The sequence below is a fragment of the Sphingomonas sp. AP28 genome (genome assembly GCF_056680455.1).
The window spans coordinates 3,188,510-3,203,499 of sequence record NZ_CM155283.1 but is presented as its reverse complement, the minus strand read 5'-3'; the positions used below and the strand labels follow the sequence as shown (position 1 = coordinate 3,203,499).

Below are 14,990 nucleotides of genomic sequence, written 5' to 3'. Positions count from 1 at the left end.
GAGCACGACCTGTTCGTGCTCCGCCTTTTTTGACTATGCTGCGCCATGCATGAGATTCAGAACATCGTTATCGTCGGCGGCGGCACCGCAGGGTGGCTGACCGCGGGCGTGATCGCGGCCAAGCACCAGGCACGACGCCAGCACGGCTTCACCGTGACGCTGGTGGAATCGCCCAACGTGCCGACGATCGGCGTGGGCGAAGGCACGTGGCCGACGCTGCGCTCGACGCTGAAGAAGATGGGCGTGTCGGAAACCGAATTGTTCCGGCAATGCGACGCCTCGTTCAAGCAGGGCGCACGGTTCAATCGCTGGACCACCGGTGCGCCGGACGACGGCTATTATCACCCGCTGATGCTACCGCAGCATTTCGGCCAGGTGAACCTCGCGCCGCACTGGCTGGCGGACGAGGGCAGCGCGACGTTCTGCGACGCGGTGACGCCGCAAGGCCGGATCTGCGACGAAGGGCTCGGCCCCAAGACGATCGTGACGCCCGAATATGACGGCCATGCGAACTACGCCTATCACCTCGACGCGGGAAAATTCTCGCATTTCCTCCAGCGGCATTGCTGCGACACGCTCGGCGTCCGCCATGTGAAGGCCGACGTTACCGAGGTGCATCTCGACGAGAGCGGCGACATCGCCAGCCTCGATACCGAACAGGGCATGTCGATCGCGGGCGACCTGTTCGTCGATTGCACCGGGTTCGCCGCGCTGCTGATCGGCGGCGCGATGAAGGTGCCGTTCCGCAGTTGCACCGACATATTGTTCTGCGACACCGCGCTGGCGATGCAGGTGCCCTATGACCTGCCCGACGCACCGATCGCGAGCCACACGATCTCGACCGCGCAGTCCGCTGGCTGGATCTGGGACATTGGCCTGCCGACGCGGCGCGGAGTCGGTCATGTCTTCTCCAGCAACCACATCAGCGCGGACGCCGCCGAGCAGGAATTGCGCGATTATATCGGCCCCGCGGCGCGCGACCTGACCGCGCGTCGACTGGCGATCCGTGCCGGTCACCGCGAACAATTCTGGGTGCGCAACTGCGTCGCGGTCGGGCTCGCCGCGGGCTTCCTCGAGCCGCTGGAAGCCTCCGCGATCGTCCTGATCGAGCTGTCCGCGAAGATGATCGCCGAGCAGATGCCGGCCTGTCGCGAAGTGATGGACGTCGTCGCGCACCGCTTCAACGACACGGCGCATTACCGCTGGGGCCGGATCATCGACTTCCTCAAGCTGCATTATGCGCTGACCAAGCGGACCGACACCGCGTTCTGGCGCGACAATGTCCGGCCGGAGTCGATCCCCGACCGGCTGGCGGGCCTGATGGAACTCTGGCGGTTCCAGTCGCCCTGGGTCCATGACGAATTCGATCGCGCCGAGGAGGTCTTCCCGTCGGCGAGCTATCAATATGTGCTGTACGGCATGGGCGCGCGGACCGCGGTGATGCCGGGGTCGATCGACGACGATGTCGCGCTGGCTCGGCGCGCGCGGCACGACAACCAGGTGCAGACTCAGCGGCTGGTGAACAGCCTGCCGGGGCACCGCGATCTCATCGACAAGATCAAGCGGCACGGGCTTCAGGCAATCTAGCCGTCAGGGGAACAGACTATGCGGACCGTCACAGCGTGCCTGGCCATGGGCGCAATCCTGGCCACCGGCGCGACCGCCGCGTCGGCGGCTCCGCGCCTCGACGGCGTCATGGGCGATCACGCGGTCATCCAGCGCGGGCAGCCGATCGTGCTGACCGGACAGGCCGCGGCGGGCGAAACCGTGATGATCACGCTGGCGGGGCGCAGCGTCACCGCCAAGGCCGCGCGCGACGGCAGCTTTTCGGCGAGCCTGCCGGCCCTCCCCGCCGGCGGTCCGTACGACCTGACGATCGCGGCGCCGAGCGGTGCGGCCGTCCTGCGCGATATCCTGGTCGGCGACGTGTTCCTCTGTTCGGGGCAGAGCAACATGGAACTCCGCGTCGAGCAGGGACAGAGCCTGTTTCCCGACGCGCACCCGGAGGTCGACGATAAGCTCCGCCTGCTGACGATCGCCAAAGTCTCCGCCGCCGCACCGGTCGCGCGATTTGCCGAACAGCCCCGCTGGACGGTGTCCGGCCCGACGACCGCGCCAAGCTTCTCGGCCGCCTGTTTCTACATGGTCCAGGCGCTGCGCCGGACGTCGGGCGTACCGATCGGCGCGGTGCATTCGAGCTGGGGCGGGTCGCGGATCAGCGCGTGGATGAGCGATCCTGCGCTGCGCCAGGCCGGGCTCGGCGCCCCCGCCGACCTGCTCGCGCTCTATGCCCGCGATCCCGCCGCCGCCAACCGGCAGGCATCGACGATCTGGGAAAGCTGGTGGCGCGACGGCTCGGGCGACGCCGCCGGCCGCGAGCCGTGGCAGCCTGATGCCGCGCTCGACTGGCATCCGGTGCCCGCGATGACCAATTTCGAGACCTGGGGCGTGCCCGAACTCGCCAATTACAACGGCATGATCTGGTACCAGCACGAGGTCCAGCTGACTGCCGAGCAGGCACGGGGCCCCGCGACGCTGGTGCTGGGCATGGTCGACGACGCTGACCGCAGCTGGGTCAACGGCGTAGGTGTCGGCGGCAGCAGCCTCGCGTCGCAATCGCGGGTCTACGCGCTGCCCGCGGGCAGCCTTAAGGCCGGGCGCAACGTCATCACCGTCAACGACGACGACGTCTATGCCTATGGCGGGATGACCGGCCCGGCGGATTCGATGCGGCTGTCGTTCGCCGACGGGACCAGCGTGCCGCTCGGTACCGGCTGGCGCTATGCGATCGCCAAGCGGCTCGCTGGCGCCGCCCCGCGCGTGCCGTGGGACGACATCAACGGCGCGGGCACGCTCTACAACGCGATGATCGCGCCGCTCGGTGCTACGAAGTTCGCCGGGATGGCCTGGTACCAGGGCGAGTCCGACACCGGCATCCCCGGTTACGACCGCCGGATGACCGCGTTGATCGCCGACTGGCGCCACCGCTTCGGCACGCCCGAGACCGGGTTCGGCATCGTCCAGCTCGCCAATTACGGCAGCCCGGCGATCGCGCCGAGTGAGAGCGGCTGGGGCGACGTCCGCGATGCGCAGCGACGCGTCGCGGCGGCGGATCCGCATGCCGGCATCGCCGTCGCGCTCGACCTCGGCGACGCGCTCGACATCCATCCCGGCGAGAAGCACGAGGTCGGGCAAAGGCTCGCCCGCGTGATGCGCGCCGCAGTCTACGGCGAGAAAATCGCGCCGTCCGGCCCTGCCGTCGCCGATGCGCGGCGTAGTGCGGATGGCGGCGTCACGGTGCGGTTCAGCGGTGTGACGGGCGCGTTGCATGCCCGCAGTGCAGCACAGGCGATCGGCTTCGAACTGTGCGGCGCCGCGGTCGGCACTTGCCGCTACGCTGCGGGCAAGGTCGTGGGGTCCGAGGTTATGCTGCCCGGCGACGGTCAACCCGTCACACGCGTCCGCTATGCGTGGGCCGACGCCCCGGCGACCAACCTCGCCGACGACGCACCGCTGCCCGTCGGCACGTTCGAAGTGCCGGTCCTGCCGGCGCGGTAAGCTCTGAACGGGTGCGAAGAACAAGAACGGCCGCCACAGCGCGCCGCAACGGGAGAGACTGACGATGCGCATGACCATGAAGGCGAAAGCCCTGGCGACGGCCGGGCTCGCGCTCGCATTCTCCCCGGCGATCGCGCGCGAGCCGGCCGCTGCACCGAGCCAGCGAACCACCGCCGACCCCGCCGAGCAGATGGCGCGGACGATGGTGTCGCGGATGACGCTCGACGAAAAACTGCCGCAGTTGCTCAACGTCGCGCCCGCGATCCCTCGGCTCGGCGTGCCCGCATATAACTGGTGGACGGAATCGCTGCACGGCGCGCTGGGGCCGCTCGCGACCACCAACTTCCCCGAACCGATCGGCCTCGCTGCAAGCTTCGACGCGCCGATCGTCCATGACGTCGCGGGCGCGATCAGCGCGGAGGTGCGCGGGCTGCACACGCTCAGCCGCGAGACCGGCAGGAACGGGCATATCGGCACCGGGCTCGACACCTGGTCGCCCAACATCAACATCTTCCGCGATCCGCGCTGGGGCCGCGGGCAGGAGACCTATGGCGAGGATCCGTTCCTGACCGCGACGATGGGCGTCGCGTTCGTGACCGGGATGCAGGGCCCCAACCCCGATCGCCCGCAAGTGATCGCCACGCCCAAGCACTTCGCGGTCCACAGCGGGCCCGAGGGCACGCGCCACCAGGCCAACGTCTACATCTCCGCGCACGACCTAGAGGACACCTACCTCCCCGCCTTCCGCGCGGCTCTCGTCGACGGGCACGCAGGCTCGGTGATGTGCGCCTACAACCGCATCGACGGCCAGCCGGCCTGCGCCAGCGACCTGTTGCTCAAGGAGCACTTACGCGGCGCGTGGGGCTTCAAGGGCTATGTCGTGTCCGATTGCGACGCGGTGAAGGACATCGCCGACAACCATAAATACGCCCCCGACAGCGCCGCCGCGGTCGCCGCCGCGATGCGCGCGGGCGTCGACAACGAGTGCAACGGCGAGACGCTGGGCGATACCGCAGGCCTGGAGACCCGGTACCGCGAGGCGCTAAGCCGCGACCTGATCACCGAGGCGGACGTCGACCAGAGCCTCGTCCGACTGTTCACCGCGCGATACCGCAACGGCGATCTGCCCGGACTCGCCGGCGCCCCCAAGGCGTTGCCAACCAGCGTCGTCGGTGCCCCCGAGCATCGGCGACTGGCGCTGGCTGCGGCCGAGCGATCGATGGTGCTGCTGAAGAACGACGGTATCCTGCCGCTCAAGCCCGGCGTGAAGCTAGCCGTGATCGGCCCGCTCGGCGATGCGACGCGCGTGCTGCGCGGCAATTATTCATCGCCGCTATCGGGCCAGCCGGTATCGGTTCTGGAGGGGCTGAAGACCGCGCTCGGTGCAAGCCAGGTCACGCTCTTGCCGTTCGGCGAGTCCGTCACGGACGGCGACCGCGTACCGACATCCGCGCTGCTGACCCCCGACGGCAAGCCCGGCCTGCTCGCGCGCTACTATAATCCGACGACGCCGATGCCCGCGCAATATGCCCGCGGCACGCGCGAGAAGCTCGTCGCCGCCGCCAAGTATCAGGCGCAGCCGGTGGTCACGCGCATCGAGCCCGACGTCGGCGATCGCAACCTCGATCTGGCGCGTGTCACCGACGTCCACCACACCGAATGGACCGGCTTCCTGGTGCCCCCCGAAAGCGGCACCTACCGCGTCGGCCTGTCGGGATCGGGCGGCACGCTGACGCTCGACGGCAAGATGATCTCCGACCGGCGCAAGGCGCGCTGGAACGACCTGCCCGGCATGACGACCCTGAAACTCGAGGGCGGCAGGCGTTATGCGATCCACGCCGAGGGCAGCGGGATCGACCTGGTGTGGAAGCGCGTGTCGGATGCGCCGTCCGCCGAGCTTCGTCGCGCCGCCGCTGGCGCCGACGTGCTGGTCGCGGTGGTCGGCCTCACCTCCGACCTGGAGGCAGAGGAAACAGGCGTGACGGTGCCGGGCTTCTCGGGCGGCGACAAGACCACGCTCGACCTCCCCGCGGACCAGATTGCGATGCTCGAACAGGCCAAGGCTACCGGCAAGCCGATCGTGCTCGTCACGATGAACGGCAGCCCGATCAACCTCGCCTGGGCGAAGGACAATGCCGCCGCCGTGCTGGAGGCCTGGTATCCGGGCGAGACCGGGGGCACCGCTGCGGCGAACATCCTGACCGGCCGCACCAACCCGTCGGGCCGCCTGCCGCTCACCTTCTATCGCAGCGTCGGCGACCTGCCGCCGTTCGGCGATTACGCGATGAAGGGCCGCACCTATCGCTATTTCGCGGGCACGCCGGTCTATCCGTTCGGCCACGGGCTCAGCTACACGAAGTTCGGCTATGCGCCGCTGACCGTCACGCCCGCCCGCGGCGGCCCCGGGAACGGCCTGCGCGTCACCACGCGACTGACCAACCAGGGCGATCGACCCGGCGAGGAGGTCGCGCAACTCTATCTCGACTTCCCCGATCGGCCCGGCACCCCGCGGATCGCGCTGCGCGGGTTCCAGCGCGTTGCCCTCCGCCCCGGCGAAGCGCGCAGCCTGACGTTCGACCTGTCGCCGCGCGATCTGAGTTCGGTGGCGCTCGACGGCGCGCGCTCGGTTGCCGCCGGCACCTACCGCGTGACGGTCGGCGCGGGGCAGCCCGGCATGGGGGTCGCAGGGCAGACGGCGAGCTTCACGGCGCGCCAGTCGGCGGAGCTGCCGAAGTGAGCCGCGTACGGACACTCGCGACGCTCGGCACCGCGCTGGTCGCGCTCTGCACGCCGATCGCGGTACTGGCGGATCCGCTGACCCCGACCGGCAAATGGAGCGCGAATACGGATGGCTCGGCCCCGGTACCGCCGATGGGCTGGAGTTCGTGGAACGCCTTCAACAGCGACGTCGACGAGGAGAAGGTGCTCGCCTCGGCGCAGGCGCTGATCGACACCAAGTTACGCGACATCGGCTATCGCTACGTCAATATCGACGATGGCTGGTGGCTGAAGCGTCGCCAGCCCGACGGCCGGCTGCTGATCCGTACCAGCCACTTCCCGTCCGCCGCGACCAGCGCGGACACGAGCTTCCGCCCGTTCACCGACCGGCTCCACGCGATGGGCCTCAAGGTCGGCATCTATTCGGACATCGGCCGCAACAGCTGCGGCCAGATCTACACCCCCGATTTCAAGAACCAGCCCGAGGGCAGCGTCGCCGAGCGCGAGGTCGGGCTGTACGGCCATGTCGAGCAGGACATCGCGCTGTTCTTCGCCGAATGGAACTTCGATTTCCTGAAGGTCGACGGCTGCGGCGCGCGCGGCCTGCCAGTGGACGCACCGCGCGTGAAGTCCGGCCTGTACCGCGCGTTGACGCCCCTCGTCGACATGCAGTCGCTCGGCGGAACGGACATCGCCGGCATCCGCCGCCTCTACGAACAGGTTCGCACGGCTCTGCGCACGCACGCCGGCGACCGCGCGTACGTCTATTCGCTATGCCTGTGGGGCGCGGGCGACGTGCGCGCCTGGGGCAAGGACGTCGGCAACACCTCGCGCACGAGCGACGACATCCAGCCGGTCTGGCCGCGGATGCTGACCAACCTCGACACCGTCACGCACCGCGCGCTCTATGCGCATCCGGGATCGTGGAACGACCCCGACATGCTGTTCGTCGGCACCGGCGATTTCGACGCGGCGCACAGCGCGGAGGCACGCTCGCACTTCGCATTGTGGGCGATGCTCAATGCGCCGCTGATCATCGGCTACGACTTGCGCAAGCTTACACCGGACCTGCTCGCGATCTTCGGCAACGCGGATATCGTCGCGCTGAACCAGGATTCGGCGGGCAACCAGGCAGTGCTGGCCTATGACTCGTCGGAGGTGCAGACCTTCGTCAAGACGCTCGCGGACGGCAGCAAGGGCGTTGCGCTGTTCAACCGAACCGCCTCGCCCGCCAAGGCCGTGCTGACCGCCGAGCAACTCAAGATGCTGCCGACCGCCGACGTGCGCCTGAAGGACCTCTGGACCAAGAAGGAGCAGAGCTTCCGCAAGGAGATCGCGGTGACGCTCGAGCCGCACGAGACGCTGATCTTCCGCGCGACCGGCACGCGGCGGTTGCCCGGCGGACTATACCTTTCGGAGCAGACCGGACGCGTCAATCCGGCGACCGACGGCGTGGTCGTGCCGCAGCCGGATCCGACGATCTACCAGTCGATCACGCCGTGGACGGGCACGCGCGGCGGCGGCGAGCACCCGCAATATGGCGGCTGGGGAGGCGCCGAAGCCGACCGCGCACCATACGGCAAGCTCTTGCGCGTGGCCGGCACCGACTCCGACACGGGGATCGGCGTACTGGCGAACTCCCGCCTCGAAGTCCGCAACCAGGGCTACGCGCGGTTCGCGGCCAAGGTGGGCATCAACGATTCCGGCCAGCCGCGGTCGGGCACGACGGTGTTCGAAATCTGGGGCAACGGTCGCCTCCTCGCCAAGTCCCGCCCAATGGGGTTCGGCGAGGCCGCGGTACCGCTTGAGGCGAACGTGACAGGTGTGCGGATCGTCGAACTGGTGGCGCGGGGGAGCGGTGTGGCGAATGCCGGGACGCCGCAACCTGCGACATGGGCGGACGCGGCGCTCTACAAATAGCGATGGGAGAAGCCCCCCCTGGAGGCAGGCCCCCCTCCCCGTTCGCCCTGAGCGTAGTCGAAGGGTACCCCACCACCAGCGTACACGCCCGTTGAGAGAGGTGCTTCGACTTCGCTCAGCACGAACGGGAGTTAACGCACCCGCGCCGGCGCCCCCGGCGGCAACGCCGACAGCGTGAACCGGTCGACATCCAGCCACCCCCGGCTCTCCGCCGGCGCATAGCAGAACAGCGCAAGCTGCTCGCCCTGGAACGTCCCCGTCCGCCACGCGAACGCGAGCGGGAAGTCGCCGCCGAGCCCGGTCCAGCGCCGTCCGTCCACACTATACGCCACGCGCGCGCGGTCGGTCGTGAAGTCCATGTCGGTCCGCAACCACAGCGCCTCGGTCCGCGGCAACGGCGCGGTGGCGCCAACCTCCGTCCGGGCACCGGCGACCAAGTCTTCGGTCACCTCCATCGCCAGCGTCGCCTTGCCGCCCGCCGCGCCCTGCACCGTGATATTCCCGCTGAACTGCCCGAACGTCCCGAACCCGCAGCGATCGCCCGGTGCCAGATGGCGGATGTCGAGCTTCACCTCGGCCCGGCTTGCCGGCCCCTGCCCCTTCTGCACCAGCGTATTGCGCGCGCTCCAGAACCCGCTCGCGACCGTCGGCTTCAACCGCAACCAACCCGGCCGCTCGGACAAAGACCAGCGCGAAGGCTCGGGATTGTGGTTCCACTGCCACTGCAACCCGAGCGTCCGCTTCCCGAAATCGTCCGACGTCGCCGGCTCCGCGAACGCCCCACCAAGGATCGGTTTCGCCGCACGCCGCGGCACGCGACCGGGTGCCTCGCGCGTGCCCCATACCGGCCAGTCGTCCTGCCAGAACACCGGGCTGAGGTTCGTCATCCGTCCGATCGCACCGCTATCCTCCATCACGAAGCCGAACCAGCGGCCATCGGGCAGGTCGACCAGCGCACCCTGATGCCCGCCCGTCTTGTCGTCGATCTGGTCGCGCGTTTCCCACGGCCCGAACAGGCTGCGCGACCGCGACACGGTCAGCCCCAGCCGCGGCGGCAGCGCGTTGAAGAGGTAGTAATACGCACCGCGCCGAATGACCTTCGACCCCTCCGCGCCCTTGATATAATGCACCTTCTGCGACGCGGTGACGTGCGCCAGCTGCTTGTCGAGCGTCAGCAGCGTGATCGTACCGTCCGCGGTACTCGCGGTCGCCAGGTACGCGCGCCCGTCGGGCTCGATGAACAGCCCCGGATCGAACGCCTCGCGCTCCAGTTCGTGATAGCGCCACGGCCCGCGCACGTCCTTCGCGTACCAGATCCGCGTCTTCTGCCCGACCGGCGTGTTGGCCAGATAATAGGTGCCGGCGTGGTAACGCAACGACGAGGCGTAGAGCCCGTGCCGGTACGCGTTGCCGCCCTTCAGATCGTATTCGGGCTTGCCCTCCAGCCGATCGACTAGGTGCGAGGCAAGCGTCCAGTTGATCAGGTCGCGACTGTGCAGGATTGTGATGCCCGGCGTGTTCGCGAACGTCGTTGTTGCGAAATAATAGTCGCTGCCGACGCGGATGATGTCGGGATCGGGATAATCCGCGAACAGCACGGGATTGCGGAAGCTCCCGTCGCCCTGGTCCGATCGCCACACCTGCGCCGACGCGGCGGTCGCCAGCAGCCCCAGCGCGACCGCCACCGCTATCCTCATTTGCCGAACGCCAGTGCGCGCGAGAAGAACGGCATCATCACGTCCTGCACGCGGCCGGCGACGCCGCTGGTATGATCGCCCGGATACACCTCGAAGCTGTTCGCGATCCCGTAGCTGTCGAGCGCGGCGTGGAGCTTGCCGGCATCGTCCTTCAGCCCGTCGCGGTCGCCGACGTCGATCCCGATCGCCGCATAACGCCGCAGATTGCCGACATATTGATCGAGCATCGCCAGCGGCGCATTGGCCGCCCAGCGCGCGATCACGTCGGGCTGCGGCACGCCGTCCTTGACCGGGAGATCAAGGTACAGCGGCGGCGCCTTGGGGTTGGGCGACCATGCAGCAGCCGTCGCGAGTTGTGCGCGCTGCCCCCATGACAGGGTCGCGCTGTCCGCGGGCGAACGCAGCGCGCGGATCGCCGTCTCGGTCGCCGCATCGGGCGTGCCGAGCGCGCGCGTCGAGAGGCAGCACGGGCTCATCATGTAGAGCGCGCCGAACACATCGGGATGCTTCATGCCGATCCGCGCGGTGCCGTAGCCACCCATCGAATGCCCCGCGAGCCCGCGGCTGCGGCGGTCCGCGATCGTCCGGTAATGGCCGTCGACATAGCCGACGAGGTCGCGCGCGACGAACGTCTCGAAATCGCCGACCGTCACCGAACTCGAATAGAAGGAGCCGTTATGCGCGGTCTTGCTGTCGGGGATCACGACGATCATCTCGCGCGCGCCCTTCGCGAACGCGCCCTCGATCGTCTGCGGCACGTGGATTTCGCCGATCCACTGCTCCGCGCCGATCGAATAGCCGTGCAGCGCGTAGACGACCGGATAGCGCCGCGTCGGATTGGCGCGGTAGCTCGGCGGCAGGACCACCAGCACCGCGCGGTCGGGGCTCTCGCCTTCGAGATTGCCCTCGATCGCGGGCGAGTGGACCGTGATCCGCTCGATCGTGACCGGCTTCGCACCGGCAACCGGCGGCGGTCCGGGCGTCTTGACCTGCGCCGAAGCGGGGCCGGTCGACAGCATCGCCAGCGCGGTGCCGAGTGCGACAAGAAGCTTGTTCACGGACATCCCCTTTTGCTTGTTCACGCGCACCTAGAACTCGACCAGCGCGACGCCTTGGCGCGGCAAGGACAGGCCGAGCCTGCCGTTCTTCAGGCGTACATCTTCCGGCACCAGCATCGACGCACGCTTGAGCGCCGCGATCTGCGCGACCGTCGGCTTGGCCGGCGAGCCCATCGCCTGCCATGCGCCGAATGCGTTGGCGTGCGCGGGATCGACTCGCCACATTCGCCCGACCGCGGCGGGCGACACGCCGGCAACGCGGAGGTCGATCCGCGCCTCGGGACCCGCCACGTCGTCGTCGTGATAGTGCCAGAGCAGGACCGCGACCCGCCTGTCTGCACCACGCGTCGCGATCACGCCCACATCGGCCGGACCGCGCACGCCGTCGCGCAGCACCGCGTCTAGCGGTACCTGCCCGTCGCTGGACGCCGCGACGCTGTCAGGCCCTAACCGCGCGAACAGGCGGAACACGTTCATCACCGCAAGATCGACACCGTTGGTGGCAAGCTGGCGATACCCGGCAAACCAGGGCTGCCCGACGAAGGTGTACGACCAGGACAGTGCGCCCTCCAGCCGGGTTCCGCGCCGCCGCGCCAGTTCCCACAGCCGCGCATAGCTCGCCGCGGTGTAGCTCGCGTAGAGCGGCCCGTTGCGATACGCGTTGGCCGGGCCCGGGCACGCCGCGCACCCTTCCGGATCGTTCTCGCCGATCACCACCGACTTCCCGGCGAGCGCGGGTACCGCGGCGAACTTGCCGAACGCCTCGTCGGCGGTGCGCAACTGGTTGGCGATTCCCATGCGGACATGGCCGTCGACCAGCACCGGCTGACCCTTGGCGTGGAAGGACAGGAAGTCGGTCGGCGTGCCGGTGCGCCCGGTCGCGTAGTTGGTGCCGGTCGCGACGTGCTTCAGGAACCCGTCCATGAAGCTGCCCCCGGATCCGGCAAGATCGGGTCCGCCGACCCGCGCCGTCGGCAGCGCGCGGCGGATCGCATCCACTGTGACGTCGTGCAGCCGGTAGAATTCCTCGGGACCCGCGCTCCAGTAAAAGCTGAGGTTCGGCTCGTTCCAGGTCTGGAAATACCAGCGCTCTACCTCGGCACGGCCGTATCGCTCGACGTTGTGCTGCGTCCAGCGATAGACGAGGTCCGCCCAACGGCGCTGATCACGCGGCGGATAGGTCCAGCCGGCGGTCTTGCCCTTGTCGTCGATCCCCGGCGCCCAGGGCAGGCGATACGGCGTCCCCTTAGGGGCGGCACTGAGCGCTTCGGGCATGAAGCCGATTTCGAGATACGGGTGGATGCCGGCCGCGCGATAGGTGTCGATGATCCGGTCGACGATCGTCCAGTCGTATACCGGCTTGCCGTCGCGCTCGGTATAGGCGTTCGTGCTGCCCCATTTGAAATCGGGCGTACCGTCGCCGGTGGTGAGCAAATTGTGCGCGCGGAAATAGACTGTGTCGGGGCGCAACTTGCCCAGCTCGACAAGCAGTCGCCGGCCTTCCGGCACGGTCGCGTAATTGGGTTCGTCCGCGCCGAAAAAGCGCCAGATCGGCGGCAATGACGCCGTGACGCTCGCGGCGTCGACGGTGACATGCACGATCCTGTCCGGCGCGCCCTGCGACGATGCCGACATGAGCGACGCCAGCAGACAGGTCGCACCGACAAGCGCACGCCGGAGCATCATGCGCGTACGAGCCCGTTACCGCGCAACCTGACGGTCTTGCCCGGTGTCATCGTAACCTCGACACGCCGCGTGCCGAGCCGGATCACGCGGCGCCCGGGAATCTCACCGCGCACCACCGCCTCGACCAGTTCACCGCCCTGCCAACGCAGATCGACCGAACACCGCCCCCGCGCCCGCAACCCTGTCACGGACCCCGCAGGCCACGCCCCCGGCAGCGCGGGAAGCAGCAGGATCTCGTCGCCACGGCTCTGCATCAGCATTTCTGCGATCGCCCGCGTGCCCCCGAAATTGCCGTCGATCTGGAACGGCGGATGCGCGTCGAACAGATTGGGATAGGTCCGCTCGGGCCCCAGCAGGAACGCCAGGATACGGTGCGCGTGATCGCCGTCGCGCAGCCGCGCCCACAGGTTCGCACGCCACGCGGTCGCCCAGCCAGTCGATTCATCGCCGCGCAGTTCGAGCGACCGCCGCGCCGCCTGTGCCAGCGCAGGCGTGCGGTCGAGATCGATCTGGTCGCTCGGGAACAGGCCATACAGATGCGAGACATGGCGGTGATGAGGCTCGGGCGCCGCCGCGTCCCAGTCGCGCTGCCATTCCTGAAGCTGCCCCTGCGCGCCGATATGATCGGGCGCCAAGCGCGCGCGCGCCGCCGCGACTTCGGCCGCAAACGGCGCATCGACCTTGAGCAAGGCCGCTGCCTGCCCTACCTGGTCGAACAGGTCGCGGAGGATCTGCATGTCCATCGCCGGCCCCGCGCAGATCGACGCGCCCGCGGGATGGATGTTCTCGGGCGACAGCGACGGATTGGTCACCAGTGCGCCGGTCACCGGATCGGTCTGCAGCGTATCGAGGAAGAACAACGCCGCCCCGCGCATCAGCGGATAGACCGAGCGCAGATAGTCGAGGTCGCGCCCGTAGTCATAGCGATCCCACAAATGCGTGCACAGCCACGCGCCACCGGTCGGCCACAGCCCCCATTGCGCCCCGTCGATCGGCGCCGTCGCGCGCCACAGATCGGTGTTGTGATGACACACCCACCCGCGCGCACCGTACATCGTCCGCGCCGTCCGCTCACCCGTGATCGCCAGTTCGCACACCATCTGCACCAGCGGCGCGGTGCACTCGGCCAGCGCGGTCACCTCCGCCGGCCAATAGTTCATCTCGGTGTTGATATTGACGGTGTATTTGGATTCCCACGGCGGCTTGATCGCGTCGTTCCAGATACCCTGCAAGTTCGCCGGCTGCGTCCCCGGTCGCGACGACGCGATCAGCAGGTAGCGGCCATAGTCGAAATACAGCGTCGCCAGTGCCGGATCGTCGCCGGCGCGGTTGGCGCGGACGCGCTCGTCGGTCGGCTTGTCCGCCGCCGCCGTGCGCCCTAGATTGAGCGTCACACGGCGGAACAGCGCACGATGCGCGGCGCATGTCTCTGCGCGGATCCGCTCGACCCCACGCCGGCTGGCACGATCGAGCGTGGCGAGCGTCGCGGCTTCCGGGTTGCCGCTCACATCGTCGAACCGGCGATAGCTGGTCGCCATCGCCACCAGCACGGTGACCGCGCGTGCTCCCGTGATGCGAACCCGGTTGCCCTCCTTCGAGACGACACCACCCACCGTCGAAACCCGCGCGCGCGCCGCGAACCGCAACCGGCCTGTAATCCCCACCCGCTCGCCATTATGCCCGGCCAGCGTCACCGTCGCGCCGTCGACCGAGACGCTCGCGCCAAGCTGCGGCGACTGGAGGCCCACCAGCAGGTCGAACGGCATATCCCCAACAAGGTGCACCGCAATCACCTGATCCCCGGGCGACGCGAACACGTCGCGGCGAAACCATGTGCCGCCCATCGTGAAACTGGTGGTCGCGACTGCCGCGTCGAGATCGAGCTGCCGGACATAGTCGCCGACCGCCCCCGACACGCCGGGCATCTCCAGCAGCAGGTCGCCGACCGGCTGATACGCCATCTGCGTCTTGGGCAATCCCATGACCTGCGCATTGGCAAGCGCCTGCGCCTCGGCGAACTTGCCCGCGTCGATCAACCGCCGCACCTCGGGGAGTGCTGCATGCGCCGCCGGGTTGACCGGGTCATACGGCCCGCCGGTCCACAGCGTATCCTCGTTCAGCTGCAGCCGCTCGCTGGCGGTCCCGCCGAACACCATCGCGCCGAGCCGGCCATTGCCGATCGGCAACGCCTCGGTCCAGGCGACCGCGGGCTGCCGATACCAGAGCCGCGGACCATCTGCCGGTGCCGCCGCCCAAGCCTGACTCGGTCCGGCACCGGGTCCGGCAAGCGCAGCGACGGCGACCGCCGCCGCGCCTTCCAGCATGTCGCGACGCGTGGGTTCGACGGTCATCG

At 68.8% G+C, this 14,990-nt stretch carries 8 protein-coding genes; 4 read left to right on the top strand and 4 right to left on the bottom strand.

Annotated features, from left to right (window positions below; genetic code table 11):
- Positions 1-45 precede the first annotated feature (45 nt).
- The 4 genes from AC1MH0_RS14635 to AC1MH0_RS14620 all read left to right on the top strand — a co-directional run bounded on the left by AC1MH0_RS14635 (position 46) and on the right by AC1MH0_RS14620 (position 8,196).
- The gene (locus tag AC1MH0_RS14635) at positions 46-1,587 is read left to right on the top strand and encodes a tryptophan halogenase family protein (protein WP_480963383.1); all 1,542 of its coding nucleotides are present in this window, start codon (positions 46-48) and stop codon (positions 1,585-1,587) included.
- 18 nt (positions 1,588-1,605) lie between these two features.
- A complete protein-coding gene (locus tag AC1MH0_RS14630; protein WP_480963382.1) occupies positions 1,606-3,558 on the top strand; it encodes a sialate O-acetylesterase in 1,953 nt (650 codons plus the stop codon).
- 64 nt (positions 3,559-3,622) lie between these two features.
- A complete protein-coding gene (locus AC1MH0_RS14625) occupies positions 3,623-6,295 on the top strand; it encodes a glycoside hydrolase family 3 C-terminal domain-containing protein (protein WP_480963381.1) in 2,673 nt (890 codons plus the stop codon).
- On the top strand, positions 6,292-8,196 hold the full coding sequence (locus AC1MH0_RS14620; RefSeq protein WP_480963380.1) for an NPCBM/NEW2 domain-containing protein: 1,905 nt from the start codon (positions 6,292-6,294) through the stop codon (positions 8,194-8,196). The genes AC1MH0_RS14625 and AC1MH0_RS14620 overlap by 4 nt, the downstream gene beginning before the upstream one ends.
- Before the next feature lie 131 nt (positions 8,197-8,327).
- Here AC1MH0_RS14620 and AC1MH0_RS14615 read toward each other — a convergent pair whose 3' ends face one another.
- The 4 genes from AC1MH0_RS14615 to AC1MH0_RS14600 form a co-directional block, all read right to left on the bottom strand.
- A complete protein-coding gene (locus AC1MH0_RS14615; protein ID WP_480963379.1) occupies positions 8,328-9,893 on the bottom strand; it encodes a glycoside hydrolase family 43 protein in 1,566 nt (521 codons plus the stop codon).
- Positions 9,890-10,912: an alpha/beta hydrolase gene (locus AC1MH0_RS14610; protein ID WP_480965756.1), complete on the bottom strand. Its 1,023-nt coding sequence runs from the start codon at positions 10,910-10,912 to the stop codon at positions 9,890-9,892. The genes AC1MH0_RS14615 and AC1MH0_RS14610 overlap by 4 nt, the downstream gene beginning before the upstream one ends.
- A 69-nt stretch (positions 10,913-10,981) precedes the next feature.
- Positions 10,982-12,637, bottom strand: coding sequence for a GH39 family glycosyl hydrolase (locus AC1MH0_RS14605; protein ID WP_480963378.1), 1,656 nt, complete (start codon positions 12,635-12,637; stop codon positions 10,982-10,984).
- Positions 12,634-14,988, bottom strand: coding sequence for a glycoside hydrolase family 95 protein (locus tag AC1MH0_RS14600; RefSeq protein ID WP_480963377.1), 2,355 nt, complete (start codon positions 14,986-14,988; stop codon positions 12,634-12,636). The genes AC1MH0_RS14605 and AC1MH0_RS14600 overlap by 4 nt, the downstream gene beginning before the upstream one ends.
- Between the last annotated feature and the right edge of the window lie 2 nt (positions 14,989-14,990).

Coding starts and splice junctions, on each gene's coding strand:
- AC1MH0_RS14630 (WP_480963382.1), top strand. CDS start 1,606: ATGCGGACCGTCACAGCGTGCCTGGCCATGGGCGCAATCCTGGCCACC.
- AC1MH0_RS14605 (WP_480963378.1), bottom strand. CDS start 12,637: ATGATGCTCCGGCGTGCGCTTGTCGGTGCGACCTGTCTGCTGGCGTCG.
- AC1MH0_RS14635 (WP_480963383.1), top strand. CDS start 46: ATGCATGAGATTCAGAACATCGTTATCGTCGGCGGCGGCACCGCAGGG.
- AC1MH0_RS14625 (WP_480963381.1), top strand. CDS start 3,623: ATGCGCATGACCATGAAGGCGAAAGCCCTGGCGACGGCCGGGCTCGCG.
- AC1MH0_RS14600 (WP_480963377.1), bottom strand. CDS start 14,988: ATGACCGTCGAACCCACGCGTCGCGACATGCTGGAAGGCGCGGCGGCG.
- AC1MH0_RS14615 (WP_480963379.1), bottom strand. CDS start 9,893: ATGAGGATAGCGGTGGCGGTCGCGCTGGGGCTGCTGGCGACCGCCGCG.
- AC1MH0_RS14610 (WP_480965756.1), bottom strand. CDS start 10,912: ATGCTGTCGACCGGCCCCGCTTCGGCGCAGGTCAAGACGCCCGGACCG.